This is a genomic window from Streptomyces katrae (assembly GCF_002028425.1).
In the GTDB taxonomy this organism is placed as follows: domain Bacteria; phylum Actinomycetota; class Actinomycetes; order Streptomycetales; family Streptomycetaceae; genus Streptomyces; species Streptomyces katrae_A.
The window spans coordinates 101,818-127,121 of record NZ_CP020042.1 but is presented as its reverse complement, the minus strand read 5'-3'; the positions used below and the strand labels follow the sequence as shown (position 1 = coordinate 127,121).

The 25,304-nt window shown below is 68.9% G+C and carries 25 protein-coding genes and 5 pseudogenes; 18 read left to right on the top strand and 12 right to left on the bottom strand.

The window, feature by feature from the left end:
• Nucleotides 1–100: 100 nt before the first annotated feature.
• Both B4U46_RS38635 and B4U46_RS00695 read left to right on the top strand, forming a co-directional pair.
• Nucleotides 101–694 carry a hypothetical protein gene (locus B4U46_RS38635; RefSeq protein ID WP_237292444.1) on the top strand — a complete coding sequence of 198 codons (594 nt, stop codon included), beginning with the start codon at nt 101–103 and terminating at the stop codon, nt 692–694.
• A gap of 441 nt (nt 695–1,135) precedes the next feature.
• Nucleotides 1,136–1,633, top strand: a complete 498-nt coding sequence (locus B4U46_RS00695; RefSeq protein ID WP_079423126.1) for a hypothetical protein — start codon at nt 1,136–1,138, stop codon at nt 1,631–1,633.
• A 617-nt stretch (nt 1,634–2,250) separates the two neighbouring features.
• Here the strand turns inward: B4U46_RS00695 and B4U46_RS00685 are convergent.
• A complete protein-coding gene (locus B4U46_RS00685) occupies nt 2,251–2,976 on the bottom strand; it encodes a leucine-rich repeat domain-containing protein (protein ID WP_079423123.1) in 726 nt (241 codons plus the stop codon).
• Between the two features lie 290 nt (nt 2,977–3,266).
• Here B4U46_RS00685 and B4U46_RS38225 point away from each other — a divergent pair, with 290 nt between their 5' ends.
• Together B4U46_RS38225 and B4U46_RS00675 are read left to right on the top strand one after the other, a co-directional pair.
• Nucleotides 3,267–3,542 carry a hypothetical protein gene (locus B4U46_RS38225; RefSeq protein WP_185117359.1) on the top strand — a complete coding sequence of 92 codons (276 nt, stop codon included), beginning with the start codon at nt 3,267–3,269 and terminating at the stop codon, nt 3,540–3,542.
• Between the two features lie 203 nt (nt 3,543–3,745).
• The gene (locus tag B4U46_RS00675) at nt 3,746–4,030 is read left to right on the top strand and encodes a hypothetical protein (RefSeq protein WP_079423121.1); all 285 of its coding nucleotides are present in this window, start codon (nt 3,746–3,748) and stop codon (nt 4,028–4,030) included.
• Nucleotides 4,031–4,086: 56 nt separating this feature from the next.
• Here the strand turns inward: B4U46_RS00675 and B4U46_RS00670 are convergent, their stop codons facing one another.
• Nucleotides 4,087–4,344: a hypothetical protein gene (locus B4U46_RS00670; RefSeq protein ID WP_079423118.1), complete on the bottom strand. Its 258-nt coding sequence runs from the start codon at nt 4,342–4,344 to the stop codon at nt 4,087–4,089.
• A gap of 1,196 nt (nt 4,345–5,540) precedes the next feature.
• On the opposite strand from B4U46_RS00670, the gene B4U46_RS00660 reads away from it, so the two are divergent.
• Nucleotides 5,541–6,413 (top strand): hypothetical protein, encoded by an 873-nt coding sequence (locus B4U46_RS00660; RefSeq protein WP_079423114.1) that lies wholly within the window; start codon nt 5,541–5,543, stop codon nt 6,411–6,413.
• A 159-nt stretch (nt 6,414–6,572) separates the two neighbouring features.
• A complete protein-coding gene (locus B4U46_RS00655) occupies nt 6,573–7,286 on the top strand; it encodes a hypothetical protein (protein WP_079423112.1) in 714 nt (237 codons plus the stop codon).
• A gap of 385 nt (nt 7,287–7,671) precedes the next feature.
• Here the strand turns inward: B4U46_RS00655 and B4U46_RS00650 are convergent, their stop codons facing one another.
• Nucleotides 7,672–8,076, bottom strand: a complete 405-nt coding sequence (locus B4U46_RS00650; RefSeq protein WP_079423110.1) for a growth inhibitor PemK — start codon at nt 8,074–8,076, stop codon at nt 7,672–7,674.
• A 109-nt stretch (nt 8,077–8,185) separates the two neighbouring features.
• On the opposite strand from B4U46_RS00650, the pseudogene B4U46_RS00645 reads away from it, so the two are divergent.
• Nucleotides 8,186–8,838, top strand: a pseudogene (locus tag B4U46_RS00645) (IS701 family transposase); the annotation flags it as partial.
• Here B4U46_RS00645 and B4U46_RS38625 read toward each other — a convergent pair.
• Nucleotides 8,833–9,603: pseudogene (locus B4U46_RS38625) on the bottom strand (helicase); the annotation flags it as partial. The pseudogenes B4U46_RS00645 and B4U46_RS38625 overlap by 6 nt on opposite strands.
• A gap of 667 nt (nt 9,604–10,270) precedes the next feature.
• A complete protein-coding gene (locus tag B4U46_RS00635; RefSeq protein WP_079423106.1) occupies nt 10,271–11,155 on the bottom strand; it encodes a hypothetical protein in 885 nt (294 codons plus the stop codon).
• Between the two features lie 221 nt (nt 11,156–11,376).
• Here B4U46_RS00635 and B4U46_RS00630 point away from each other — a divergent pair, with 221 nt between their 5' ends.
• Nucleotides 11,377–11,574: a hypothetical protein gene (locus B4U46_RS00630; protein ID WP_079423104.1), complete on the top strand. Its 198-nt coding sequence runs from the start codon at nt 11,377–11,379 to the stop codon at nt 11,572–11,574.
• Between the two features lie 2 nt (nt 11,575–11,576).
• Nucleotides 11,577–12,320 (top strand): 2OG-Fe(II) oxygenase, encoded by a 744-nt coding sequence (locus B4U46_RS00625; protein WP_237293253.1) that lies wholly within the window; start codon nt 11,577–11,579, stop codon nt 12,318–12,320.
• 116 nt (nt 12,321–12,436) lie between these two features.
• Here B4U46_RS00625 and B4U46_RS38220 read toward each other — a convergent pair.
• Nucleotides 12,437–12,587 (bottom strand): annotated as a pseudogene (locus tag B4U46_RS38220) (IS5/IS1182 family transposase); the annotation flags it as partial.
• Between the two features lie 420 nt (nt 12,588–13,007).
• On the opposite strand from B4U46_RS38220, the gene B4U46_RS00615 reads away from it, so the two are divergent.
• Entirely contained in the window at nt 13,008–13,499 is a 492-nt protein-coding gene (locus B4U46_RS00615) for a hypothetical protein (RefSeq protein ID WP_079423102.1), read from the top strand.
• Here B4U46_RS00615 and B4U46_RS36010 read toward each other — a convergent pair.
• The 3 genes and pseudogenes from B4U46_RS36010 to B4U46_RS00605 all read right to left on the bottom strand — a co-directional run bounded on the left by B4U46_RS36010 (nt 13,414) and on the right by B4U46_RS00605 (nt 15,209).
• Nucleotides 13,414–13,916, bottom strand: a pseudogene (locus B4U46_RS36010) (transposase). The gene B4U46_RS00615 and the pseudogene B4U46_RS36010 overlap by 86 nt on opposite strands.
• Nucleotides 13,917–14,042: 126 nt before the next feature.
• On the bottom strand, nt 14,043–14,147 hold the full coding sequence (locus tag B4U46_RS38615; protein WP_237292442.1) for a transposase: 105 nt from the start codon (nt 14,145–14,147) through the stop codon (nt 14,043–14,045).
• Between the two features lie 243 nt (nt 14,148–14,390).
• On the bottom strand, nt 14,391–15,209 hold the full coding sequence (locus B4U46_RS00605; RefSeq protein WP_079423100.1) for a glutamate ABC transporter substrate-binding protein: 819 nt from the start codon (nt 15,207–15,209) through the stop codon (nt 14,391–14,393).
• Nucleotides 15,210–15,777: 568 nt separating this feature from the next.
• Between B4U46_RS00605 and B4U46_RS00595 the strand changes: the two genes are divergently transcribed.
• The 3 genes from B4U46_RS00595 to B4U46_RS37135 are packed head-to-tail and all read left to right on the top strand — an operon-like array spanning nt 15,778 to nt 17,314.
• Entirely contained in the window at nt 15,778–16,107 is a 330-nt protein-coding gene (locus tag B4U46_RS00595) for a C40 family peptidase (protein ID WP_237292440.1), read from the top strand.
• On the top strand, nt 16,104–17,171 hold the full coding sequence (locus tag B4U46_RS00590; protein WP_079423097.1) for a hypothetical protein: 1,068 nt from the start codon (nt 16,104–16,106) through the stop codon (nt 17,169–17,171). Before B4U46_RS00595 ends, B4U46_RS00590 begins: the two co-directional genes overlap by 4 nt.
• Nucleotides 17,150–17,314, top strand: coding sequence for a hypothetical protein (locus B4U46_RS37135; RefSeq protein ID WP_159036846.1), 165 nt, complete (start codon nt 17,150–17,152; stop codon nt 17,312–17,314). Before B4U46_RS00590 ends, B4U46_RS37135 begins: the two co-directional genes overlap by 22 nt.
• Nucleotides 17,315–17,600: 286 nt before the next feature.
• Here B4U46_RS37135 and B4U46_RS00580 read toward each other — a convergent pair whose 3' ends face one another.
• Nucleotides 17,601–18,377, bottom strand: a complete 777-nt coding sequence (locus B4U46_RS00580) for a peptidoglycan-binding domain-containing protein (RefSeq protein WP_079423094.1) — start codon at nt 18,375–18,377, stop codon at nt 17,601–17,603.
• Nucleotides 18,378–18,459: 82 nt separating this feature from the next.
• Nucleotides 18,460–20,091 (bottom strand): GH25 family lysozyme, encoded by a 1,632-nt coding sequence (locus B4U46_RS00575; RefSeq protein WP_237292438.1) that lies wholly within the window; start codon nt 20,089–20,091, stop codon nt 18,460–18,462.
• Nucleotides 20,092–20,398: 307 nt separating this feature from the next.
• Here B4U46_RS00575 and B4U46_RS00570 point away from each other — a divergent pair, with 307 nt between their 5' ends.
• A complete protein-coding gene (locus tag B4U46_RS00570) occupies nt 20,399–21,304 on the top strand; it encodes a helix-turn-helix domain-containing protein (protein WP_079423090.1) in 906 nt (301 codons plus the stop codon).
• A 121-nt stretch (nt 21,305–21,425) separates the two neighbouring features.
• Here B4U46_RS00570 and B4U46_RS00565 read toward each other — a convergent pair.
• A pseudogene (locus B4U46_RS00565) lies at nt 21,426–21,856 on the bottom strand (transposase family protein); the annotation flags it as partial.
• 153 nt (nt 21,857–22,009) lie between these two features.
• Here B4U46_RS00565 and B4U46_RS00560 point away from each other — a divergent pair.
• From B4U46_RS00560 to B4U46_RS00545, 4 genes are all read left to right on the top strand, one after another.
• Nucleotides 22,010–22,888: an SDR family NAD(P)-dependent oxidoreductase gene (locus tag B4U46_RS00560; RefSeq protein ID WP_079423088.1), complete on the top strand. Its 879-nt coding sequence runs from the start codon at nt 22,010–22,012 to the stop codon at nt 22,886–22,888.
• 60 nt (nt 22,889–22,948) lie between these two features.
• Nucleotides 22,949–23,527, top strand: coding sequence for a TetR/AcrR family transcriptional regulator (locus B4U46_RS00555; protein WP_079423086.1), 579 nt, complete (start codon nt 22,949–22,951; stop codon nt 23,525–23,527).
• A 50-nt stretch (nt 23,528–23,577) separates the two neighbouring features.
• Nucleotides 23,578–24,159, top strand: a complete 582-nt coding sequence (locus tag B4U46_RS00550) for a TetR/AcrR family transcriptional regulator (RefSeq protein ID WP_079423084.1) — start codon at nt 23,578–23,580, stop codon at nt 24,157–24,159.
• Nucleotides 24,160–24,274: 115 nt separating this feature from the next.
• A complete protein-coding gene (locus B4U46_RS00545) occupies nt 24,275–25,210 on the top strand; it encodes an MBL fold metallo-hydrolase (protein ID WP_079423083.1) in 936 nt (311 codons plus the stop codon).
• The last annotated feature ends 94 nt before the right edge of the window (nt 25,211–25,304 follow it).

Here is a 25,304-nt window from a genome sequence, read left to right as displayed (position 1 = left end):
TTCCTGCCTACGCGGGATGCCTTAACCAGGGCCCTCGACGCCGTCGATCGCCTTGTCGAGGAGCTACAGCTTTCCGATGGGGAGGACGCAGGCGACGGCCATGATGCAGCCGCCCCAGGTGGGTTCCGTGATGCACCTTGCGATGTCGGCTCCGCCCGGGATCTCCCAGACGACCTTCCCGACGAGCTTTGCCAGTTCCCAATGGACCGTCGCCCACGGCGACAGCGGCACCACGGTCTTCACCAAGACTGGTTCCACACGCCAGGCCCGCGGGGTCGTCTCCGCCCTCTCCAGCCCGTACCAGACCCATGCCGCCAACTACGTCTACTGGACGGAGGCCACGGACATCTTCAACCACTTCGGCCTGAAGCTGAACCCGACCACCCGCCCTCACGCGCTGCTGTCCCTGCAAGAACCCAAAGTAGACCTGATGCGTCACACCGGCATGAACCCACGCTCACTTCGCGCGCGGGCAACCCTTACAGCGCTGGTCGGCACTGTCGCACTCGGTGGCTGCGCGACCACCATCGGCGCGGACGGCCGGACCCTCACGACGGTCGTTCCGGTGGGGGGTTGCCAACAGGGCAAGCTCTCAGGGACCGAGACCGACACCACGGTCTCCTTGGCCCTGACGCTCACGACAGTTGAGAAGACGGGGAGGCCTGCACGGCGAACATCACACTCGACCCGGTGAGTTTCACGCTTGAGAAGCCGCTGGGCGCCCGCAAAGTTGGTGATCGAGCGACAGGCAACCCGCTCCCCATCACACAGCCATAGAGGTCCAAGCTCGGACCTGCCCGAGCGATCACGCGCAGGTCGGGACTCATGTCTTCCACCGTGCGGGGTGGAAGAACGACTGGGAAGACGACCTCTTCGTCCGTTGGTCCGATGGCGAGGTCACCATGTACGGCAACACGCAAGCCAGCGCCATGGGACGCGAGTACGTCCTCGTACCTCCGTTGCCGGGCTTCGGTGCTGTAGCGCCGACCGTGGTCGGCCGCCGTCCCGATGACCCGTGCGCCAACGTCTGCGGGCCCGAGCTCTACCGCCGCACGCACTGACGTCGTCCATCCGCAGACTGCCGGGGTCCCGCGAGCACCAGGCGGGGCCCCGGCCCGCCTTCTAGGATGCTGCCATGCGGATATTCCGTACCCTCACCGTCCTGCTCACCACGGCCGCACTGGCCACCGCCTGCACCCATGACGAAGGCAGTCGAGCCAGGCAGTGGGAACCCGACGACGCACTGCAACGCGCGCAGCGGGCCTTGGACGCCGACGACGCGGATACGACTCAGGTTGCTGAGGCGTCCAGCTATCTTGCCTCCGGCATCGTCCGGACCTTGGACACCCCGGGCGACAAGCCCTACCGCCTCGACATCGCCTGTGACACTGACGGAGTCTCCGCCGTGACCCTTAGCGTCACCCGTGGTCCGGACGAACGCCGCTTCGATGTGCGCTGCGGAAACAGGCAGACGTTGCGCCTGAACGTGCCTGCCGGACCCGCCTTCACAGTCAGAATCCCGCGTATCGACAAAGAGCCGATCCCGAGCGGCGTCATCGTCTGGAACCTCAACTCCCTCGAGCCAAATGACGTGCACGGCTGCCCGGACGACATCAAAGGCTGCAAGCAATAGCAGGGTGGGCTCTGGCTGCGCCAGGCCCGTCGGCACCACCGGAGCCCGCAGCACGCCAGGCGGCGGCCCGGCGAGTGGTGGGGTGTCGCGTTCGAGGGCCGCTTGATATCGGGCTGCCGGGCTGCGAAGACCGGTGACTGGACGCTTCGATGGTTGGGTCGGCGGGTCGAGGTCCGCCATCGATGAGCGGACTTCGGCCCGTCTCGAGGCAGGACGCGACGCTGCCGGCCGGCCCGAGGCCTGTGAGGGGTGGCGTGGCTTCTAGGGTGCGGGGGTGTAGGTGACGCTGGTGGTGCCGCAGCGTTCGGCGATGGTGTGGAGGGCGTTGTTCTCGGCTTCGTCGACGGTGAGGTTCCAGCGGAGCTTGGTGGCGGTCCATTCGGCACCGTACCGGCACAGGGCGTCGGGGGCCGGCGGGAGCCAGGTGGAGGGGTCCTGGTCGGCTTTGATGCGGTTGGAACGGGCGGTGACGGCGATCCGGTTGAGGGGGGCGGCCGTGCAAGGCGGCTCGGGCCGTCGTCACGAGTGCGGTCTGTCCCGGGTCGCGCCGCGCTGGCCGGTTTCGGGCCGGGCGAGGTTGGGGACAGCCGGATCGCGAGCGAACAGTGCCGCCTCTGTCACGTCAGAACGACGCAGCCCCGCCGTTCCAACTCGCTGACGAGAGGTAGTGCGGGATCGATCTCGTTCCAGCGCAGATCCAGCTTCTCCAGCGATGGCATCAGGGCGAGCCAGTCGGGCAGCCGGCCGAGGCGGTTGCTCCGCAGGTCGATCTGACGCAGGCGCGGGAGGCCGGCCAGTGACTCCGGGATTGCGTCCAGAGAGTTCTCGCGTAGGTCTAGGTGGCGTAGTTCGTGCAGGTCGGCTGCCGCCAGCGGCAAGTGTTCGATCGCGTTCCCGCGGAGCCACAGCTCACGCAGGTTGCGGAGCTTGCCGATGGCATCGGGCAAGGTGGTGAGCTGGTTGTGCTGTGCCCTGAACTCGATGAGGCCGCTCATCCCACCGATGGTCTCCGGTAACGCGCTGAGGGAGTTCTCGCCGACGTTGAGGTATCGCAACCGGGGCAGGTTTCCCAGAGAGTCCGGAAGCCGCGTCAGCTGGTTGTCGTGCAGGTAGAGACAGCCGCTGAGGCCGGTCAGCTTGCCGAGTTCTTCGGGCACTGACGTCAGCGCGTTGTGGCCCAGGTCCAGGGTGCTGAGCTGGTGGAGCTGCCCGATTTCCGGCGGGATGGCCGTAAGCCCGTTGTCGGCGAGGATCAGCACGTGGAGTTCGGTCTGTTGCCAGATTGAACTGGGCGCTTCTCCGAGCTGTTGACGCCACAGGTTCAGCGTGTGCCTCACGGCCATCTCCCTCATCAACCCTTCGAGGCTCCGATTGTCGCTGAGGGGGAGGGCGGTTGAGGTATCGGCTGCTTGGTGAGCTGGGGTGTTGAAGGTCGTGTGAGAACGGCTTTTCGCGGGGTTGGCTGCTGCTTGACCTGTGGTTGCTCCGGGTAGGTTGAGAATCTGGTGGGTGTTGTAGATGGCGTCTGGGTCTAAAGGACCGAGGCGCCATTTCGCGTGTTCTCGGTGTTTGTGCTGGTCAGTGGGCTGATTGGCGGTTCGGAGCGGGGTTTCGAGGCGGGTGTGGTTTCGGCGTGGTGGTCGAGGCGGATCGCGTCCAACGCTTGCTTGGTGATGCGTGCGGTGCCGTCGTGGATGGCGGTGATGGCGGTGATGGCGGCTTGTCGGATGAGTCGGGTGAGGCTGCCGATGCGTCCGGCGGTGCGCTGGTGGAGGTAGGTGGCGTGGCGGGGGAGGGTACCGGGCCGGTGTTGTTCAAGGTCGAGGGCGTGTTCGAGGTCGGTGATGGTGTCGGTGAAGGGGTGTGCGTTGCCGAGGCGGGCGGGGAGTGGCCCGCACTCGATGAGTGAGGCCCTGCCTGCGAGCTGCGCGCCGCGGACGCCGGTGAACAGGGGCGTGTTCGTGACGTCGATGCCGGCGTACAGTCTCGGGCCTCGCCCGCGACGCGCGCGTCGACCGCACGTTCCTCTATCGGCACCGAGATCTCCTTGACCGTGTCCATACGGCGGCGTCTGCACCGTCCCCTGAAGGGCGGCAGGCAGCAGTCAGCCGGGTGTCACTCCAGACGGACCTGGCCAACGCAATGGAACGGAACCGGCGCCTGACGGCGAGGGTCCGGCAGTTGGAGAGACGCCTGTCCGAGTCTCTCGGCGAGCAGGTCTGGGCCGAGTCCGGCCTCAACACGCCTGCCGATCTGGATCAGCTCCAGCGGCGCATCACCACGCTGGAGCAGGAACTCACCCACATGCGAGGTGAGCTCGATGAGCGAACCGAGGAACTGGAAGCTTCCCGGGCAGCAAACCGCGAGCTGACAAGAGCGCTGAACCAGCGCGCATGACCGACGGGACCGAAGCGGGCGGCCGACTTCGTCGACCGCCCGCTCTTGGCCTCTACCTATCCCTCGTCGTCGATGCCGAGCATGCTCTTGGCCTCGTTCCACAGCCACATGCCCACGCCGACGCCGATGCCCTTCGCGACGCCGCCGATCCCGCCGCGGGCGACGACGCCGCCAACCCCCGGTTCCTTCGTCGGCTGCTCGCCCTCCGGCGTCAGTCGGCCGCCAGCCGGCAGCTGAGCCTCGGTGGTCGAAACCGCCGCAGCCGTCGACTGCTGGCGGGCCGGACGGTTGTTGTTCCTGTTCCAGAAAGGCATTGCCGTTCTGTCCTTCCACCCGTGAAGAGGGTGGAGGAGACCCTGCTCCTCAAAGCGCTCCCACGCACGAAGGCCCACTCCACCCCGGAGAAGGGAGGGAGTGGCAACCCTAGGGGCGCAGGGCAGCGAGACCGGGTCTGCCAACGCGGCAGAGGGCCTCCGAAGACTTCGGCGCCCCCCAGGGACAGCTGGCCAAGACCGTGAAGACGCTCGCGAACGCCTGGATGAGGCCGTTCAACGGAACGGCGCCCGAGAATGCGGCGAAGAGCAGGGACAGCCACTGTCGTGGCTTGGACGAACCCTTCCGCTCTCGCTCCATGGCCCGAGTGTCGCACGAAAGAGTCGTCGCCAACTAGCCAGTAAGAGCGGAGCATTCACTCTTGGGCGGCTAGCACCACAAGTGTTGCGGGCACTACCCTCGCCCTCGCCCTCGCCACCGCTGAGCTGCACCTCATGGCCCGTGGTTCACCGCACAGTCGGCTAACCCAGAGAAGGCGGCGGGAACGTCAACCATTGACGTCCTCGCCCGTGGCCGTGGTGTACGGATCCTCGGAGGTGGTGACCGCGGGCGGGCCGGTGGCCACGGAGGACAGATAGATGGCGGCGGCCCGGTCCGGTTCTCAACTGAGCGGCTCCTGGTGGTCGGCCCGGTGTGTACGGATCACCGGGAAGGCGGCTGCCACGGCAGCGCAAACCTGTGCTCCTGAGGCCGCAGCGGGTCTGGGGTATCCTCTGCGGCCCATCGGGGACGTAGGGTGGTGATCATGTTCCGGCTGGCGAAGTGGAGTTGATCAGCTGTGATGCCCCCGTACTGCGGGATTTGCAACGCGTCCGCCAGAAACGACAACGACTACGAGACCTTCACGCTCGTGTACTTCCGCGCGATCGCCCCGCCGCTCACGCATGCGGGTCATCCGGAGAACGCCGTCTGGTTCTGCAAGGACCATGTCCGGTACACCGAGGGAAAGACCCACATGAGCGCTATCGAGGCCATGGTTCACATACGCGCGGCGATCCGCCGCAATGCCCCAAACCTCTGGCCACTTACGAGCATGCCGTGAGTCGAGGCAGGCGCCCACCTGGCGGCGTACGGCCGGCCGCTGCGGTTCGGTAGGACCGTCTGAGATCCGGCGTATGCACACCGACGGCGTCGCAGAACCCGTCGACTGACTAGAACGAAGGGCTGTGGAAATACCATGACTGACGTTGCGGGCCACCTCGTCCCGGTCAAGGGCGAGGTCGCCGTCTTCCGCGGCGGCCTTTACCAGGCCCGCGCCGCCGCGGGTCTGTGGCCGTGTGTCGACCTGCTGCCCGAACCCGGCCGCGCCGCACCCGCGGACCTCGCGCCGCGTGAGGCCGCCGACGGGTCGGTGGGATACCCGGTTCCGCCGGAGCGCCTCGAAGCCTGGTACTCCGTACGCTGGACGTTCCGCTGGCGCAACGAGCCCTTCGACTACATCGCCGCCGCACCCCCCACACTCACGGGCGACTACCTCGGCTCCGACGAACACTTCGCCAAGGCGCACCTCAGGCGCCGGGGCATCCGCTATCGCGGCACCTTCCCGCGCGACGAAGTCACCGAGCTGGAGGAGCACCGTGAGGATCTGCTCCAGCCGCTACACGCCCTGATGCGACGCTTGCCCGAGGTCGACTACTACCGCCCCGGGACCTACGCGGTCTACCGCGGCCACACATATCCGGCCGCTGCTGAAGCCGACGTCTCGGGCCTCGTCGCGCTGACCACCGGGAATGACCGACCCGAGGGCCTCGTCGCCGACCCCCGGAACCCGGGCGCCGGGCACTTCCTGGCCACCCCGGCGCAGTTGGACGCCTGGTACCGGACCCACTGGACCTTCCGATCGAACGGCGGCCCCTTCGATGCCGTCGGGACGGTCGACGGCAGGATCAAGGGCATCTACACAGGCGGAAGCTGGGGCTTCGTGAACTACATGCCGCTGACCGAGGAAAGGGGTCCCGACGGGGTGTCCCGATTCACGGTCATGGTGGACCTTGACGGTGCCACAGACCTCGAACAGCAGCGCACCGACCTGTCAGCCGACCACGCCTGACCCGGCTTCCGCCGCCCGGACTTCCGCCCGTACGCGCGCCGTGAAGGTAGCGTCAATCCGGGGCCCGCGTGTCGCCGCACACCCAGGTCGTAGGGCTGCCCAGTCCGCCACGACTCGAACAAGGAGCACCGGTCGAGGCGAGGTCGCGGCCCCGGTGGAGTGGCCGGCGCTCATCGACGCGGGAACGACGAGGAGGAGTGGCAGCCCGCCCGGATCCTGGTCGAAGAGGTCGAGTTCGGCCCGACCGGGCGGCAGGACGTGAAGGTGCTTCGTGAACTGGCCGAGCCCGACCACGGCGGCTTCGGCTGGGGGTACAACGGCGGCGGCACCAGCGCGGCGGCCGCGGTGATCCTCGCCGACGCGCTCGACCTCGGAGACCCAGACAAGTGCGGCATCGGGTACGCGACCTGTCCCGAGGACGAGGTGCTGGCGCAGCTGCGAGAGTACTTCTGCGACGACGTCCTGTCCCAGTTCTGCGACCAGTGGCGCCTGCGCCGCGGCGCCGTCCTGCGCTGGTCCCGGGCCTGGTACCTGCAGCGCGGTATCAACGAACTGCCCGCTGCCCTGCGGGAGCTCCCGCAGGGCAGAGCCAGAGCTGACCGTGGGGTCGTCGAACAGGACCAGGCCCGGCGGCTCCCTGTGGGAGCGCCTGGTCGACGCTCTTCCACGGACGGGACGCGCAGACGCCGGCGGCGCCCGTCGCCCCGAACAGCCTGGAGTGGAGGGTCGACCCAGACACCGAAACCTGGTGGCACCAGCCGCCCGGCGGCCCGGCTGGGTACCAGGAGGTCCAAGGCCACGCACCGGACGGATACGACTTCGCCCGTCTGGTCTGGCAAGCCTGCGAGACGTGCCGCATCGGCGTCATCGTGAAGATCAGGGTCACCGAGCCGTGGCAGCGCAACGGGTACGGCAGCCGCATGGTGCGCTTCGCCCTGCGCGGCCGTGACGGATACTCCTGGACCACCACGCCGCAGTCGGAGGACGCCCGGTCATTCTTTCCAGCCCTCACCGCTTCGAGGGGCGCGGCGCTCCCCCTCGCAGCCCGGCACGCATTTCCAGCCGACGCCTCCGTCCCCGCCTGGGGTGCAGCGGCGCTGATCAGACCCGTTAGACCCAACAGGTCTGACACGGTCTTTAGTACTCCAGCCGTAGATCGTGATCTCGACGGTGAGGGGCGTCGAGGTGGCAGGTGTCCAGCGTGGATCATCTCGCCCGAGACCGCCCATGTCGTCGCGGGCGTCGGCTTCTTCTCCGTCTACCCGAGTTCACCGCGACGGAGGGCATCCCTTATCTCGCTGAGCTTCGCGGTCGTTGCCGGGGTCCGCTCCTGTGCTTGTTCAGCGAGTCGGAGGGCATCGTCGATCTCGCTGAGCTTCCTGGAGGACAGGACGGCCGCCCGCTCTATCAGGTCGTCCCGGGACACGGTGGTCAGCCACGTGCACGGGGTGAAACCTGGACGCGGGAACGCGAGCCGCAGCACGCCTTCGAGCGGCAGCCCTTCACCGGCGCCGACCGTCACTTCGATGCCCAGACCGCTGATGTCGAAGCCCGCCGGAGCGACGACCTGCATCACCTGGAACCCGGACGCGTCGTCTCCTGCCAGCAGTACGACCAACCTCCGCTCGTCGAACTGGACCCACCAGACTTCGCCACGTTGCACAAGCCCTCCGATACACAGGACGGCCGGCAGACGCTGCGCGACCTGACGCGGTGTGGAGACGGGGGCGGCTACCGTTGATCATCGGTGTGCGAAGACAAACGATCACGCGGTGGCCGCAGGTCACAGCGTAGACCCTGCCTGCTGGCAGGAGGCGTTCGAGGGCCTGATGAGGTGGATGGCGGGACGCTTCACACGGGTCGAATCCCAACGCAGGCCCGGAAGTTGGTACTCGGCCTGTTGTCGGACCTGCCGCGCAAGAACTGCTGGACCATCGCCAAGTGGGCCGGGGACAGGACCCCGGACGGCATGCAGCACCTGCTCGGGAGGGCGAAGTGGGATGCCGGCCAGGTCCGCGACGAGGTGGGTGACTACGTGGCGGAGCATCTGCGCGACGACGAGGCGGTGCTGGTGGTCGACGAGACCGGCGACGTAAAGACACCGACACCGTTGGAGTCCAGCGGCAGTACACCGGCACCGCAGGCAGGATCGAGAACGCCCAGGTCACCGTCTACCTGGTCTACGCCGGCCGCCGCGGGCACGCCCAAGTGGACTGGGAACCCTATGTTCCGCGTTCCTGGACCTCCGATCCCGGCCGCTGCCGGGCCGCCGGCCTCGGTGACAATACGGAGTTCGCGACCAAGCCGGTGCTGGCCGCTCGCGTGGTCACCCGATTCCTCGACGCCGGCCATCGGGCCGCCTGGGCCGCGGGAGAGGAGGTCTACGGCGGCAACCCGAGGCTGCGTACCGCGCTGGAGGAATCCCGGCCTCCGGCGCATCCGGCAGTTCCTTGCGCCAGTCCTCGAGCTCCCCGGCGCGCAAGGCCTTGCGCTGCTGGTGCACCCGCCGGCCCAAGGGGGAACGCCTTCGTGACGCCGGCCTCGGTCTCGGTGTCGTACGGGACGGCGTGCTGCCGGTGATGCCGTTTCCTTCCGCCACCGGAGGAGGGCCCGGTAGCCCCCTAGCCAGACCAGGAACTCGGGTGGGTAGACGCGGGTGCGCAGGTACGCGGCGATTGTGGCCGCGTCCCGGGGCGAGGAGAAGTGCAGCAGCGCCGACTCGGCCGCCGCGTCGGTGCCGACCTCCTGGTTCTCGCCCTCCCCGCTGGCCCCGACGATCCGTCCGTCCTGGTCCCGCCGGGACATGAACCTTGCGCTTGCCGCTCGTCAGGGCGCGGGAGGCGAGCTGCTCGACGAGGCGGTCGTCATGAGAGCGCAGGCCCTGAAGGACCGCTACAAGAGGGCGGAAGCTGGCACTGGCGACCATGTAGGTCGGGTCCTCGTTCGGTTCCAGGAACACGGGCACAACGATCCGCGCGGGCTGCACGATCTCGACCTGGGAGCCGCGGGTGTCGGCGAAGCAGATCGCGTCGAGCCCGCGCTCGCCGGTGATGTCGACCCCCTCCCCGAGGACGCGGACGGAGGCGAGGAAGGCCCGGTGCACGCGCCGGGTGGTCGCGTCGATGCCGTTCGCGAACTGGCGCAAGACCTCGCGGCGCTCGGTGACGAGGTGGTCCCCGCACACTGCGGCTCCGGTCAGGTCCGACCAGTCCAGCACCGTGCCGACACGTTCGGCCGCTGCACGGCGGCGGTGCAGCGCCGTGCAGCGGATGCCGCCCCGGGGGTGCCACTCCATCGCCGGCGCGATACCGCCGTGTTCCTCGCACCAGAGGGCAGAATCAGGCCGCCGCAGGCCTGCCGGCGGCACTGCGGGGCGCCGCCACGGAGGCGTCTCGGGCAGGGCGACGACCAGTCGGCCGGTACGCCCGGTTGCTGCGTGCGGGCCCGTTCCGCCGGGGGTCTGACCGGACGTCGGGCGTTAGCGGGGACGGGCTCCCGCTTCTTCAGCAGTCCGCGGTGCTCCAGTTCGGCCTGCAGCTTCTGAGCCGGCGCGGGGGCGCGTGTGGGCCGGTGCAGCCCGGGCTCCCGGTGGGCGTGCCGCCCGGCGCAGATCCGGGCCTGGGTATCGCGCCGTGGTGCGCCCCGTAGCCGGGCCGTTCTTCCCGTACGGCCTCCTGGCCAGCCACCGATCCTCGGTGTTCTGGTGGCCTTGCAGGAGGGCGTCGAGGTGCTCCAGGTCGGCGGGGTGGACGGCGAGGGACATGGTGTGAGGCGCCCGTCCATCATCCCCGGCCCGGCAACGCCCCTCGGGGCCTGCCGCGTCCGCCGCGGTGGTCGTGGAGGGAGCGCGGGCCCGGTCAGAACACGTCGGTGGTCCACAGGCGGTGCATATCCCATGCGATGTCCAGGGCTTCCTTGGCTCCCTGATGCCATGCGAGTTGTGCGGTGTCGTCCGGCACGGTGTGAAGGGCCGCGAGCACGTCGGCTGGCACCCATGCTCCTCCCCGGTCGCCCAGCCAGGTGTGCAGCGTCTCGGCGGGTTGCGGGGTCCACGGGACGTCGTAGCCCTTGCTCCGGAGAATCTCCAGAGCGGTATCGCGCTGATGCCTCATCAAGTGTCGTGGGGAGAAGATCCCGTGGGCATCCCGATGGATCCTGTTCCCGTGCAGGTATGCCTCCCATGCCGCCTCCGCTGTGGACTGGTTGCGCCAATCGACCACAGGCATCTCCATGGAGGGCCGCGCAGCCCACGGGTCAGCGGTCCTCGCGCATACCTCCTGCGGTGCGGATCCCACCACGGTGAATGCAAGCTGGTGGCCCGGGACACGGAGCTCGATGGTCTGTCCCGTCCCGCTCGTCCAGCTGGTCGTCATTCCCGTCGCGATCCGGACGGTGTATTCGCCATCGTCAAGCCCCTGATGCGCATCGAAGTGAGCGTCGTGCGGCAGCTCGGCCGGCACGCCGTTGCTCCCGAAGAACTTCCGGATCGGAGGGCACCCCGTCGCGGAAAGGATCTCGAAGTCGTAGTTGCCCGGACCGCCCAGGTCGCGGCCGAGTTTGTAGGACAGGTCCCGACAGGCAACACCGTCCCTCACCACGTACGTCCTCCGGGTCAGCGCGCAGGTGACGAACTTGCGACCCTCAGACGCAGGAACCCGCACCTCCAGGCGCGTCTCCATGAGGTGCATGCCGTCCTGAGACACCGTCTCCACCCACTCGGTGCGGATCCGCCCGTTGACCATGGTGCTCCCCCTGTCCCGCCGCAAAATGCGAGGTGGCCAGGATAGAACGCTCGTTGAGGCGCTGCCGGCGGCGATACCGGAGGCCAGGCCGTTGTCCAGCTCGCTGGCCTACCGCGCATCGGTAGTCCCATGAGCCGTCCCCGCCCCGCCTCCCGGCCCCTTCCGCCGCGTTGGGTACGTCCCGCTTGCTTCGGAGTTCACCACGACCTAATCTCGTCAGCATGACGATAACCGCCCAGCGGTCCCCGCTCCCTGCAGGCACCGACTTCACGGGCCGCGAGTCCCTCCACGGATTCAACGCGCACAAGTACGTGGCCAGCAGTCCCGCCATTCGCCTCAATCTGCTGCCCGCAACTGTTCCGGGCAGTTGGGTCCACGGCCACGGTGGCATCGACGATGACCTCAGGACGGAGAAGTGAGCATGTTCGAAATGCCGGTAAATCCCTTTGAGCTCTCCGAAGAAACGCTGAGCCGAATATCTGCCGATGACTCATGGGCCCCGATCGAGTCGAAGCTCCCAAACGTCGATGCCAGGGTGATCAGCCACTTCCTCACTCCGGCTGAAGTGGAGGTATTCGCAGCCGAACTGGCTGCCCAGCGCTTTGTGCCGGTGGGCCGAGACGGCATTGCCGCCAACTACACAGAAGGAGATCCGGTCGGCCATCTCCGTGCCACGGCTGAGTCCAGAGCTTTGGCGGCAGAGTTCTACCGCAGGCTGCAGAAGTTTCTGTCGTTTGAAGTGGGATCGGATGACCCGACGGATTCAGACGGAAGACCCTGGAAGCCGGCAGCCGTCAATCCGCGTATGCGCTTCATCACGTACGAACACGGAGGACTTCTTGTCCCGCACTACGATTCGCCCTATTTTGCCCCTGACGGAAGGCGAACTCTTCTGACGGTCGTCGTCTACCTGTCGTATGAGGCAGTGGGCGGAGAAACGCGGTTCATCGCCGACAAGCAGAACGATATTCCCTTTGCGCAACGCGACTTCTCGGACTGGCCCCGGCCCGCAAAGCCTGAGGAGATATTGAGCACCCACCGCCCCGAACCGGGCGATGCGCTCCTCTTCTGGCATCGGACGCTTCACGACTCGGCCCCGATTCTTGAGGGCACGAAAACAATTCTCAGAACCGATGTGCTCTACGAGCCCATGGATGCGCCCTGAGCAGCAGCAAGCCAACCGTCGCGCAGGAGGGCCCACGTGGTACTCGCATCCTCCATGGCCGTGTCGGCGAAAGGGGGCAGAGCGCACGCCGTGACCCCTTTTGAGACCGTGTCCTGTGTGGTGAAGCGGGCGAGTCGTTTGTAGCACTAGAGGGGCTGCGGCGATGCCGAGGCAGGCCAGGTAGTTGCGGGGATGGCGCTCGTAGCGGTGTTTGAGCCGGCGGTATCCGGTGAGCCCGGATCTGGTCCGCTCGATTCGCTCTCGTCCGGGGTGAAGCGGGTGACCGGACCCGCGCGGCGGTGAGCAGTGCCAGCCGTTCCGGTGGTCCGGCGAGGTCGGTCTCGGCGACGGGGCTGCCGTTTTCGATGACGCCCGGCGCGGTGCGGGCGGACTCGACCCGGATCACGGCCGGGAGCACTGCCTCGTCGCCGTACCGGGCGCGCAGGAGACGCCGTTGAGCAGGGGCACTGACGCGGCTTGGCGGATGAGTCGGGTGAGGCTTCCGATGCGGCCGGCGGTGCGTTGGTGGAGATACACCGCCTGGCGGGGGAGGGTGCCAGGCTGGTGGCGGGTGAGAGGCCGTTGTCTTTCCGAGAGAGATGGATGCGTTTCTGCTGGTCAGGAGTGGGGTGGGGCTTCTGGTGGCAGGGACGAGATGTCGTGTCGTCTCTTCGGTGGAGGTGCCGGATGCCGTCGGTGATGGGGTTGCCGGAGGAGCGTGAACGTGCCGCTCGGCAGCGGGTGGATGCCCTTCAGGCCGAGTTGCGGGAGGCCGAGGCTGTGTGGGAGCGGTTCGTGATCGTCCGTGAGGCGGTGGCCGAGGTCCTTGGGGAACCTCGCGGTGAGGCAGGGCCATCGGGCGGGGTGGCCGGCGATCGGCCGGCTGGGGTGGTGGGTGCGGTGCCTGGTTCGGTGGTGCCGGTGTGGCGCGAACGCCTCGCCGTTGCGATGCTGTCGCCGGACTACCAGCAGCTCATGAACGCTCTGACGGGTAGCAGTGAGGCGGATCCCGTGGCGATGGACTGTCGGGAACTCGCGGTGGCGGTAGGAGTGGAGCCTGTGCCCGCGAAGGTGGAGGGTGTGTGGTCGAAGGTCAAGCGCCTGGCCGCGCGTGGCTGGCTGGCAGAACAGCGTCCGGGCTTGTTCGGCGTCGTCGCTGGGCGGGGCGGCGGCTCATGACCATGCTCATCGACCAGAGGATTATCGCCTCGGCGCTGTCGGTTCGGCTTTCGTAGTCGCGGGCCAGACGGCGTGAGCGCATCAACCAGTCGAACGTGCGCTCCACCAGCCATCTTTTGGGCAGGACGACGAAGTCGGTGGTGTCTCCGTTGCGTTTGACCACCGTCAGCGCGATCCGCAGCATGCTGCGGGCGAAGTCGACAAGTTGGCCGGTGTAGCCGCCGTCCGCCGAGACCCGCGTGATGCGCCAGTGCCGTTCGTGCAGCCGGGCCGGCAGTCTCTGCCCGGCCTCCCGATCGGTGACGGAGGCGCCGTGACCACGACGGTCAAGAGCAGACCGAGGGTGTCCACCACGATGTGACGCTTGCGGCCGTTGACCTTTTTGCCGCCGTCGAAGCCCCTGGTCGCGGCCGGCACAGAGGAGGCGCCCTTCACCGACTGAGCGTCGATGATGCCCGCTGTCGGCTCCCGGTCGCGGTCGGCCGCTTCACGGATCCGGTCTCTCAGCCAGTCGTGGAACTCGGCCGTCAGGCCTTTGTCGCGTCAGCGTCGGAAGAAGGCGTAGACGCGGTCCCACGCGGGGAGGTCAGCGGGCATCGACCGCCACGTGATACCGCCCGCGACCAGGTAACGGACCGCGTCGACCATCTGGCGATGGCAGTAGCCTTCCGGCTGGCCGCCCCGTCCCTCGAGCCTCGAGCCAGCCCGGAACCGGGAGAGCGGCACGGACCTCAGCCCATTCCGCGTCCGTCATGCCCGAGGGATACCGGGGCTCCCGGCCTGGACGATCGCTTGCGTTCCCGTACACGTGGGCGAGGCAGTCACACGGCCGGGAAGACGGGTTGGACGACCTCACCGACGCGGTGCGCCGCGCCCCGGGGCGTGGCGTCGTCAGCTGCTCGCGGAGGTGACCTGCGGCGCGGGCTCGTGCTTGAAGTTGGCCTGGCCGAAGTTCTTCTTCACGGCCGCCTCCCAGGAGCCGTCCTTGACCATCTTCTTGAGGGCGGCGTTGATCTTGGCCTGCAGATCCCGGTTGCCCTTCTTGATGCCGATGCCGTAGCTCTCGTTGCTCAGGTTCAGCCCGACGAGGCGGAACTTGCCCGTGTTGCCCTTCTGGGCGGCGTAACCGGCCAGGATCGCGTTGTCCGTGGTCATGGCGTCGACCAGGCCGTCCTGGAGGGCGATCAGGCACTCCGAGTAGCCGTCGAGCTCAAGCAGGCTAGCCTTCGGTGCCAGCTTCTGCTTGACGTTCTGCGCCGAGGTGGAGCCGGCGGTGGAGCAGAGCTTCTTGTTGTTGAGGTCCTCGGCCTTGGTGATCGTGGCGTCGTCGGCGCGGACGAGCAGGTCCTGGTGGGCCGTGAAGTACGGGCCCGCGAAGTCGACCTTCTCCCGGCGCTGGTCGTTGATCGAGTAGGTCGCGGCGACGAACTTGACCTCGTTGTACTGGAGCAGCAGCTCGCGTTCGGAGCTGTCGACCCGCTTGAACTCGATCTGCTCGGGCTTGTAGCCGAGCTCCTTGGCGATGTACCTGGAGACGTCCACGTCGAAGCCGGAGAAGGTGCCCGCCGCCTCGCGCAGGCCGACACCGGGCTGGTCGAAGGCGATGCCGATGGAGAGGGTCCCCTTGGGTCCTTCGTCGCCGCCGCAGCCGGTGGCGGTCAGGGCGAGGCCGATCACAGCGGCCATCGCACCAGCCTTGGGGACCTTCATGTTGCAACTCTTTCGTCGGGGACGCGGGACGCGGAGCGGGATCGCCGATGCGCGTGGAACCGCGGGGGTACGTAGAAGCGTCAAGACGCGTGTAAGAGGAAGCTAAGAATGCTGCCGCCGCGATGTCACTGGATCTGGGCAAAACTTGAGGTAACGATCCGGCTCGATCGGCGTTTCTGCGGCGATTATTGCTTCGAACGGGATAAAGGGTACGTCCGCGGTGACAGGTTCGGTACGGGTCGATGGAAATGCACTGTTCCTTGGTGAAGGGGTGTAGATCCGTTTTATCCAGACATCGCGGCTGCCGGAGTCCGGCACCCACGCACTGCCCCCGGGCCTGGGGGAGTTCCCCCTGCGCCGGGTCGAGGACTACCCGCACACCGTGCCGCCCGAGTGGCTGGCCAAGGGCGGGGTACGGCTGCGTCCGGGCCCCCTCCACCCGGGTGCTGACACTGCAGAATGAGCCGGCTGGCTCGGTCGCATATCGGGTCGCGGTCATTGAGCGTCGCAGCTTCCGGGGCGGGTGTCGGCCTGGTGGACGGGGTCCGGCGGTCTGTGGCTGCGCGGTGTGGACGCGAGTGACCGGAAGCGTGGCCGCAGGCAGCGGCGGGGCCTGAGGACCCCGGCTGCACTGGGCCGGCTCGGCACGATGTACCAGTGGGGCGGCAGCTGCACCAACCCCCACGGCCCCCACCTGTCCGAGCGTTGCGACTGCTCCTCCCTCACCCGGCGCGCGTACGGAGTGGCCCGCAAGGAGATCACCCGCACCACCTACACCCGGCTCCACGACGGGCGCGCCGTGCCCGAGAACGCGATCCTGCCGGGCGACCTGCTCTTCGCCCGCGGCACGGCAGACGCCCCCGAGAGGACGAGAAGATGCGTACGGCACAGGCAATGACCGCGGCAGCTCTGCTGGCCTTACTGGCCACCAGCTGCTCCAGCGGCACTGACACAGCTGAGAACAAGGCGGGCGACTGGCTGGGCGGTGCCGCAGCCGCCGCACCGCCCACGAAGCTGAGCGTGCCGCCGGCCTTCGACGCCGCGAAGGGATGGGACGAGGTCCTCTCGTGGGTACCGCAGTCCGTCAGGACGCTGCCGGTGTCGGTGGTGCCGCGGTCGCAGGCCGTTGCGTTCATGCAGGCCTCACCCGACGGCTACACCATCTCCACACGCTCAGCCGACGGCAAGCTGGCCTGGCGGTCTGCCCCCTGGGCTGGGCTGACACCGGTAGCCGGGGCCCAGAAGGCCTCCAGTGGACTGGCAGAGATCCCGGACCTGAAGGGCGTGGAGATCGACGGCCGCTCCTACGTCGTGGCCTACGCCCACGGCCTGCGGGGCAAGGACCAGCTGCACGACGGCGCCGAGATCGTGCGCCTGGCGATCTTCCCGGCGAACGCGAAGGGAGAGTCGGTCAAACCCCTGCGGGAAATCGACGTACCGGTGTCGGCCGACCCCGGCGAGATCCGCGTCCAGGCAACGGGCGGCCGGCTGCTCGTCGCCTGGGGACAAGAGGGGTACTTTCCGGACCGGAGCGCGACGGTCAACGTGACCAGCGGAGAAGTAGCTGTCCAGGATTCCGGCCGGCTGCTTGAGCAGTGCCGCCCGCCCCTGTGCAACGGCCGTGTCGTCGCCGCCACTGCCGACGGACCCCTGGTCGCCCTGCCCAGAGGAGGCTTCGGCATGCCGGGACGCTACTTCAGCGAACACGTGACTCCCGAGGGCGTCGGCCCCAAGTCCGGCTTCCTGGGAGACCGGAACGGCAGTGTCTACGGCGTCGCGGCCGGACACGCCCTCATCAGCTGGCGCGCGGAAAGGGCTGGCGACAGCCCGATCTGGGCCGTCCACGACCTGCGCACCGGAGCACCTCAGGCCCGGCTGGTCTGCGGCCAGCAGGTCGCCTCCAGCGACGATGCCACCCGCGACTACCCGGTGGTCTCTACGTGCTCGCCCAGCTGGATCTGAGGACCACCACCGGTGACGCAAAGCCTCTTGAGGCGGGGACGGAGTTCCCCTTCGAGCACACCGAGGACGGGACCGCCGTGTTCCTGACCCGCAACGAGGACAAGAGCCTCCGTCTGTCGGTACGCAGGCCGGCCCGTTCCTGAGCGAACCCCCGCCAAACGGTCCGTCACGGTCTCCAACGAGCCGTGACGGCCGAACCGCCCAGGACCGCCGACCAGCATGAGGCAAAACAGACTTCGGGACGGCCGCCCGGCGCGCTGCCGAACAGCCGCCAGACCCTGGCCGCTGGGCGAACTGCTTCTTGACGCCGACGATCTCCTTCAGGAGGGCGAGGACGCGATGTCGATGTTGTTGTTGGCCCTGCAAGAGGGCAGGCTCATGGCAGTCCGCGGCATGGTGAGCACAGGGCTGCTGCGCGACCACTGCCGGTCACGTGAGGTTGGCGAGAGCTGACCAGGTGTCCGGGCCCACGATGCCGTCGGCGGTGAGCTGGTGTTCGGTCTGGAAGGCTGTGACGGCCTGGGCGGTTCCTTGGCCGAAGACCCCGTCCACGGTCAGGGAGTGGCTGTTTGCGGTGAGGAGGCGTTGGACGGCTTGGACGGCGGGGCCTTTGTCACCAGTGCGGACGTTGATGATCAAGGCGTGCCACGAGTCGGGACCCACGATGCCGTCGGCGGCGACGGAGCGATCACGCTGGTAGGAGATTAAGTGTGACGTTGTCGCGGGGCCGAACACCGCGTCGACGTCGGTGCGGTACCCATGGGCCGTGAGCAGGAGCTGGATCGCGGCGACGCTCTCGCCCTTGGCACCGGTCTTCACGAGAGGCCAGGCGCGCGGTCCGGAGCCGGGTCGGTGTACCGGTGTCTCCAGTGGCGCGGGAGGCGGGGTCTGTGCCAGGAGAGTGCCGGTTTCGGTGTTGCCGGCGCCTTCCGAGTCCCCGCCTTTGCGGTCGGTGCCGGCGTCTTCGCCGGGTGTGGGGCAGGGGGCCGTCGGGCAGTCGGCGAAGGTCGGCACGGCGGCTGGCGGTGCGGTGTTGTCGGCGCGGCCCTGGGCGTTCTGACAGGCCGAGGCGGTCAGGGTGAGGACGGCGACAGCGACGAGCCCCATCGCCAGCGGGTGGTGTCGCAGCCAGCTGAGCAGCCGCTTCAGCGATCCAGAGGGCTGGCGCGGCTGAGCGGCACGACGTGCGGACCGTGTGGTGGTCATGGTCTTCTCCGAGGAGGATGAGGGGGACGGTCGACAGGGGACGGACGCCGGTCGGCGTCCGCCCCCTTGAGGTGTGGCCGGACTACTTCCAGGCGCAGTGGATGTGGGTGTCGTGGTTCGGGTCCCCGGGGCCGCGGAGCTCCGTGGCCCCGAGCTGGGAGCAGAGGTTCATCACGGCCTTGTGGGGTGCGCCCTTGCCGACGTGCTTGCCGTTGATCACGTTCACGTCGAAGCTCAGGCCGCGGTAGTGGCGGGACGTCTTGCTGTGCACACCGCCGACGAACTCACTGATGTTCATCCGGTAGCCGTACTTGTCGTGCAGGGTGAGCAGGCCCCGGAGCATGCGCGGGTCCAGCTGGACCCGCTTGGACCCGACGTGGCTTCCCGGGCTGGTGAGCGCGCCGCGCCCGGCGGCCATGTCGACGATGTTGCTGTAGGCGCTGGAGGCGTTGTGACGGGTCTCCGAGTGCGTGCGGGCGAATGTGATCCCCGGCGTCTCCAGGAGCTGCTTGGCGAGGGCGACGGCGCTGCCCGCCGGGACACCCGCGGAGCCGCCGGTGTCAGTGAGCAGGAGGCTCCAGGTGCGCGGGCCGGCGATGCCGTCGGCGGGAAGCTTCTTGGTGGTCTGGAAGGTGCGGACGGCGGCGGTGGTGGCGGGGCCGAATTCCCCGTCCGCGTCGATGTGGCCGCCCGAGGCGTTGAGCTGATGCTGCAGGGCCTTGACGGCGGGGCCACGGCTGCCCTGCTTGACCGTGACAAGCAGCGCCCCCCAGGTGCGGGGGCCGATGATGCCGTCGGCGGGAAGCTTCTTGGTGGTCTGGAAGGTGCGGACGGCGGCGGTGGTGGCGGGGCCGAATTCCCCGTCCGCGTCGATCCGGCCACCCGAGGCGTTCAGGAGCTCCTGCGCAGTGACGACGTCGGTACCGCGGCTGTTCGCCTTGAGGACCGGCGCCCCGGTGACCGGCGGAGCGGTCGGCTGCTGCGGGGCGGGCGTGGTACTGTCCCCGCCCCCGGCGCCGAGATGGGCGAGCTGCCGCAGCTCGGCGAGCGAGCCCCGGAAGACATTCAGGTCGACGTTGTTCTTTGACGGAATGCCGGGCACGTTGCCGGTCTCGGTGTACTGCCAGATCTTCCAGCCCTGCCCGGCACGCGGAACGGCTGCGGGCTCCTTCGTGCCGCTCTCGTACCGCGGCTGCCACAGGACGTGACCCGCCAACATCGACCCGTTCCCGTTCATGCAGGTGTCGACGAACGGCTTGTTGGTGTAGATGATCGGCTTGACACCCATCTGCGTGCTCACGACGTCGAGGAAGGCCTTGACGCCTGCGGTGCTGAAGTTGCCCGGGCAGTGCCCGGCCTTGTCCAGCTCCAGGTCGAGTGTGGGCGGCAGCTCTCCGGCGCGCTTTCCCGTGTAGCCGGCCGCCTTCATCGTGTCGACGAAGTTGCGGGCCTGGGCGGCCCCCGGCGTGCGCCCGTAGAAGTGGTACGCACCCTGCAACAGCCCGGCCTGCCTGGCGGCCTGGAGGTCGCGGCTGAACCAGCGGTCGCTCCAGTCGGCGCCCTCGGTCGCCTTGGCGACCATGAACACGTAACCGGAGGCGCGGACCTTGTTCCAGTCGATCGCCGCACCACCGGCGTGGTTGTGGTGGCTGGTGTCCACGCCCCTGACGCCGAAGCTCGCGGGGGAGCTCGCGTTCGCCGGCAGGATCGTCATGCCCGCGAAGAGAATCCCTCCACTCGCGAGTGCCGCACTAGCCCAGCTGATGGCCTGCTTGGTCGTCTTCCTCACCGCTGTGTCCTCTCGGTCCTGCCCGGGCCCGCGCCCCGCGTGGCAGGGTCTGGCTCGTGGGCCGTTGGTGAGCGTTGTCGCTCGAAAGAGGACGCTGACCGTCCCGCCGTACCAGCGCTAGAGTCTGGGTGACAGTGGGTCACATCGGGATGCGTAAGCCGCTGACCAGCACGTTTCAAAGCCACTTGGGGGTTGTGTGGGACAGTTAGGGACGGGCGGAGGCCGTGATGAGATGGCACAGGACAGCTCTGCTGAGTCGCCGGAGTCTCCGGAACTCGCGGCGCTGTTGAATCTGATCCGCCGGTACATGGCGGAGCTGGGCTGGTCCTACAACGTGATGGGGCGCAAGACCGATGCCTCGTCAAGCACCTGGAACCGCTGGTGCACGCAAGGGAAACTGCCCCGGCGGGAGGCGCTGATCAGCTTCGCCGACGCCGCACCCCGAGTGGTCGAGAAGACCGAGCTGCTCAGGGTGTGGCAGGTCGCGTGGGCGGCGCAGGAAGCACGGCAGACGCAGGCCACGGCTCTTGAGCGGACCGAGGAGCAGCACCACAACGCGTCCGTCGTCCCGGCAGGGCACACACAGCCGGCCACGGCTACCGGATCGGTCCCACAGGAGGGCCGCCGCATGACGCGGGCCATCCTGGTGTCCATCTCCGGGCTCGCGGCCGCCGTGATCGCGGGCACGTTCCTGCTCTGGACCCTCGACAGTGACGCGAACACGTCCTCCGGATCACAGGGACCGCCGCCGGCCTCCTCGTCCGCAGCGTCGCCGTCCCTCACGGTCAGTTGCCATGGAAGTGCGTGCGCCTCGCTGGAGCCGGCCCAGTCGATCTGTTCCAGGGATGCGGTCACGGCGTATTCCGGCAACCAGTACAGAGCGGTAATCGAGCTTCGCTACAGCGCCCACTGCAGCGCCGCCTGGGCAAAGATGAGCAAGACTTCACCTGGGGACCGCGTGGCCATCACGCCCATCCAAGGCCCTGCCGAGGAGTACCGCCAGCAGTACGGGCGTGACGCGCACACCCGTATGGTGGCTGCGGACAAACCTGAGGACGCCCGCGCCTGCGCGATAGTCCAGGACCGCGGCACTGTCTGTGCTACCGAACCGGGCGCCCCCACGGCCGCACCTAACTGAGTCGACGGGTCGATGCGGTGCCGGCCCCGGACGGTGGCAGCACCGCCGACCGCACGGAGGGAACGGCCTCTACGGCGAACTCGCCCTCGGTGACGCAGACCACGGGCTTCACTGAGCTTCTTCAGCGCTGCCGCTCCAGAGTGAGGATGGCCTTGGCGATTGACGTCATGCGGTTGGGGCTGCATCGGGATCTGCGGAAGATTCGCCAGGACTTCAGCCTCGCGACGCCGCGTTCGACGGGCGCTCGCGCGGTGGCGCGTGCCTGGTTGAGGGTCTTTTCGGTGGGGGCCAGTTCCTGCAGGGGCTTGCGTTTGATGCCGGTGGTCAGCCAGGGGCCGGCGCCTTGGCAGGCGAGATCGGCCAGGATGGGAACGCCCTGACGCTCGCAGATCCGGTGGACCGGTGGGCACGGGCGGCGGTCAGGTCGTGGGTGCGGCCCGGCAAGGCGGGCGAGAGCCACAGCAGCCGGCCCCCGGGGTCGGTGACGACCTGCACGTTCACGCCGTGACGCCGGTATTTGTGGGAGTAGTCGGCCCGGCCGTCGCCGACCCGGCCCGACGGCCTGGCCGTCATCACCGCCACGCGGTCCCGGCCGGCTCGATCCCAGGTCAAGGCGGGACTCCGGAGCCAAACCGGATAGGTAATCCGCATCTGCTATCGTTCTGCCAAGCGGATAGGTTATCCACATAGGCGGAGGGGAATCCCATGAAGCAGGCAGCGCTCGTCACCGCCGCAACGGCCGGTATCGGACGGGAGACCGCCCGGGGACTGGCCGCCGCCGGGCTCGCGGTGACCGTGGTCGGGCGGGACCACGAGCGGGGCGCGCGTGCGGTCGAGGAGATCAACGCCACGGCCCCGCAGTACTCCGCCCGGTTCCTGGCCGCCGACCTCGCCTCGCTCGACGCGGTCCGCTCCCTCGCCGGACGCGTGGCCGCCGACGGCCCGCTGTCGGTCCTGGTCAACAACATCGGAGCGATGTTCCCCCGCCGGCAGGACTCGCCCGACGGCATCGAGGCGTCGTTCGCGGTGAACCACCTCTCGCCGTACCTGCTGACCGAACTGCTGCTCCCGGCCCTGCACGCCGGTGCGCCCGGCAGGATCGTGAACGTCACCTCGGGCGCCGTCGGTGTGGCCAAGCGGGTGTTCGACGCCGTCGAACCGCCGGGCGGCTACTACGGCTTCCACTGGTACGGCCGCGCCAAACTCGCGAACCTCGCCTACACCCTGGACCTGGCCGAGCGCCTCGACGGTACCGGCGTCTCGGTGTTCGCGGCCGACCCCGGTGGTGCCGCGACCGACATGACCCGCGGCACCATGAGCGATCCACGCATCGTCTCCCCGGGGCTGCGACTGCTGTGGCCGCTGGTGCGGCGCACGTTCGAACGTTCCACATCCGGTCCGGCCTCGGCGGCGGCGAAGCCCTCGATCCACGCCGCCACCGATCCTTCCCTGGCCGGTCTGACCGGCATCGTCATCGGACCCCGGGTGACCCTCGTGCCGCCCTCGCGCGCGGCGAGGGATCCGCGCACCGTCGACGCCGTGCGCCGGCTCAGCGAGCGCCTCGCCCCCGTCGGGACGGCGTGAGCGGGGCGCCTGCCGCGGCACACGCCGGGGGCGGATGGGTCATCCGGTTAGACTTCCGGCATGACGACCGCCCCCTTGCGCAAGGACGCTGCCCGCAACCGGGAGCGGATCGTCGCCGTGGCCCGGGAAATGGTGGACGAGGGCACACCGCTGCAGCTCAACGACGTCGCCCGCCGTGTCTCCCTGGGCGTGGGCACCGTGTACCGCCACTTCCCCACCGCCGAGGCGCTCCTGGAAACCGTCGCGGCCCCCGGCCTGGAGGCGCTCGCCGCCCACGGCGAACGGGCCCTGGCTGACGAGGATCCGGCCCGCGCCCTCACTGGCTTCCTCACCCGCACGGTGGAAGCGCAGGCCGCCGACGCCTCCCTCTCCGCGGTCACCGCCGCGCCCACCGACGCGCTGCCCCGCACCACCGAACTGAAGCAGACCCTGTCGTCCGCCGGGCGGCAGCTCTTTCGGCGGGCCCTCGACGCCAGCGTGGTGCGCGCCGGCGTCACCGCCGACGACCTGGTACCGCTGATGTGCGGCATCGCCTACGCCGCAAACGTCCATACCGCCCCCGCCGCACGTGCGGAGACCGCTCGGCGCTACCTGGCCGCGCTCCTGGAGGGCGTCCTCGTCGACCGCGTCGCCCCGTAGCGGCCGGGAGGGCCGACGCATACGCAACTCCTTCGCATTAAGCTGGATGCATGAGTGCCCGACCCACCTCGCGCCCCGGCGGCCGCAGCGCCCGCGTCCAGCAGTCCGTGCACCAGGCCGTCCGCGATCTGGAGGCCGAGGTGGGGCGGGACGCGCTCACCGTGCCGCTGATCGCCGCCCGTGCGGGAGTGACGCCCTCCACCGTCTACCGGCGCTGGGGGGACCTGCGGGAGCTTCTGTCCGACGTGGCCGTCGAGCGCTTGCGCCCGGACGCCCCGCCGGCCGACCACGGTGATCTCCGGGCGGACCTCGCCGCGTGGGCGGTGCAGTTCGCGGAGGAGATGTCCTCCACGGCGGGCCGCACATACGTCCGCGACGCACTGCTGGGGGACCCAGGGCAGGGCAATGCGCTGCGCTGCTCCGACTACGCCGCCGAGCAGCTGAAGGCCATCGGGGTGCGCGCGGCCGGGCGCGGGGAGGCCGTCCCCGATGTGGAGACCCTGCTGGACGTCGTCGTCGCCCCCCTCCTGTACCGCATCCTGTTCCGCCCCTCGGACCTGTCGTCGGCCTACACCGACCGCCTCGTGGCGACGGCGCTCGCCCCCGACCTGCCTCGGGTGGCTAAAAGCTAACTGTTTGCTTTTTGGTGGAGGTGGGGCCTACTCTCGCCTCAGGCAAAAGCAAAAGATTTGCGTTTGCCTGAGGGAGAGGTGCTCTCCTGCCCGCCCCATCCGAAAGGACCCGACGATGGTCACCGCCGCCACGCCCCCTCCGGCCGCCTCCCGCACCAGCACGGGATGGAACCTCGGCGACATCGTCGTGCGACGCGTCGACGAGATCGAACTGCCGCGCCAGACCGGGTCCTGGCTCCTGCCGGACGCGACCAAGGAGGTCCTGGACGAGGCACCGTGGCTGCGCCCCGACTTCGCCGACGCCGATGTGCCGCGTCTGGCGAGCCACAGCTTCGCCGTGGAGGCCGGCGGGCTGCGCATCGTCGTCGACACCGGCATCGGCAACGACAAGTCGCGTGCCAACCCCGCCTGGAACGGCCTTGACACCGACTTCCCGCAGCGCCTGGCGGCGGCCGGCTTCCCGCCCGAGTCCGTGGACCTGGTGATCACCACGCACCTGCACACCGACCACGTCGGCTGGAACACCCGCCTCTCCGGCGGGGAGTGGGTCCCCGCCTTCCCCAACGCCCGCTACCTGGCGAGCCGCACCGAGTGGGACCACTGGGCCACCGCCGACCTGGACGAGCCCCGGCGCCAGATGTTCCGGGACTCCGTCAACCCCGTCCGCGACGCCGGACAGTACGACCTCGTGGACGTGCCCGCGCGAGGACACGAGGTGGCCCCCGGCGTCCTGCTCCTCCCCGCCCCGGGCCACACCCCGGGACAGGTCGCCGTGGAACTGCGCGGCAGCGACCGCCGCGCGCTGATCACCGGCGACAGCATCCACCACCCCGTCCAGCTGTCCCACCCCCACGTGAACAGCTGCGTCGACATCGACCCCGCCCAGGCGGTCCGCACCCGCACCCGGCTCCTCGACGCCCTGGCGGACACCGGTGCGCTGCTCCTGGGCACCCACTTCCCGCACCCCACCGGGGGCACCGTCCGCCGGGAGAACGGCCGCTACCGGCTCCTCGCCGAGCACGGCGCCGAGCTCCCCGTCGGCGCGGCCTGACCGCACGGCCGTCCGCCGGACGAACCCCGCGGCCGACCCGGCGCGAGCCGCCGGCCGGCGCCCGTCGGCCTGCCGAGCGTCGGCCACGCCGCCG

Excerpts from the sequence above, each read along its gene's own strand:
- B4U46_RS38635 (WP_237292444.1), top strand. The coding sequence starts at position 101 with ATGATGCAGCCGCCCCAGGTGGGTTCCGTGATGCACCTTGCGATGTCG.
- B4U46_RS00695 (WP_079423126.1), top strand. The coding sequence starts at position 1,136 with ATGCGGATATTCCGTACCCTCACCGTCCTGCTCACCACGGCCGCACTG.
- B4U46_RS00685 (WP_079423123.1), bottom strand. The coding sequence starts at position 2,976 with ATGGCCGTGAGGCACACGCTGAACCTGTGGCGTCAACAGCTCGGAGAA.
- B4U46_RS00670 (WP_079423118.1), bottom strand. The coding sequence starts at position 4,344 with ATGCCTTTCTGGAACAGGAACAACAACCGTCCGGCCCGCCAGCAGTCG.
- B4U46_RS00660 (WP_079423114.1), top strand. The coding sequence starts at position 5,541 with ATGACTGACGTTGCGGGCCACCTCGTCCCGGTCAAGGGCGAGGTCGCC.
- B4U46_RS00635 (WP_079423106.1), bottom strand. The coding sequence starts at position 11,155 with ATGGTCAACGGGCGGATCCGCACCGAGTGGGTGGAGACGGTGTCTCAG.
- B4U46_RS00630 (WP_079423104.1), top strand. The coding sequence starts at position 11,377 with ATGACGATAACCGCCCAGCGGTCCCCGCTCCCTGCAGGCACCGACTTC.
- B4U46_RS00625 (WP_237293253.1), top strand. The coding sequence starts at position 11,577 with ATGTTCGAAATGCCGGTAAATCCCTTTGAGCTCTCCGAAGAAACGCTG.
- B4U46_RS00615 (WP_079423102.1), top strand. The coding sequence starts at position 13,008 with ATGCCGTCGGTGATGGGGTTGCCGGAGGAGCGTGAACGTGCCGCTCGG.
- B4U46_RS38615 (WP_237292442.1), bottom strand. The coding sequence starts at position 14,147 with ATGGTCGACGCGGTCCGTTACCTGGTCGCGGGCGGTATCACGTGGCGG.
- B4U46_RS00605 (WP_079423100.1), bottom strand. The coding sequence starts at position 15,209 with ATGAAGGTCCCCAAGGCTGGTGCGATGGCCGCTGTGATCGGCCTCGCC.
- B4U46_RS00590 (WP_079423097.1), top strand. The coding sequence starts at position 16,104 with ATGACCGCGGCAGCTCTGCTGGCCTTACTGGCCACCAGCTGCTCCAGC.
- B4U46_RS00580 (WP_079423094.1), bottom strand. The coding sequence starts at position 18,377 with ATGACCACCACACGGTCCGCACGTCGTGCCGCTCAGCCGCGCCAGCCC.
- B4U46_RS00575 (WP_237292438.1), bottom strand. The coding sequence starts at position 20,091 with ATGACGATCCTGCCGGCGAACGCGAGCTCCCCCGCGAGCTTCGGCGTC.
- B4U46_RS00570 (WP_079423090.1), top strand. The coding sequence starts at position 20,399 with ATGGCACAGGACAGCTCTGCTGAGTCGCCGGAGTCTCCGGAACTCGCG.
- B4U46_RS00560 (WP_079423088.1), top strand. The coding sequence starts at position 22,010 with ATGAAGCAGGCAGCGCTCGTCACCGCCGCAACGGCCGGTATCGGACGG.
- B4U46_RS00555 (WP_079423086.1), top strand. The coding sequence starts at position 22,949 with ATGACGACCGCCCCCTTGCGCAAGGACGCTGCCCGCAACCGGGAGCGG.
- B4U46_RS00550 (WP_079423084.1), top strand. The coding sequence starts at position 23,578 with ATGAGTGCCCGACCCACCTCGCGCCCCGGCGGCCGCAGCGCCCGCGTC.
- B4U46_RS00545 (WP_079423083.1), top strand. The coding sequence starts at position 24,275 with ATGGTCACCGCCGCCACGCCCCCTCCGGCCGCCTCCCGCACCAGCACG.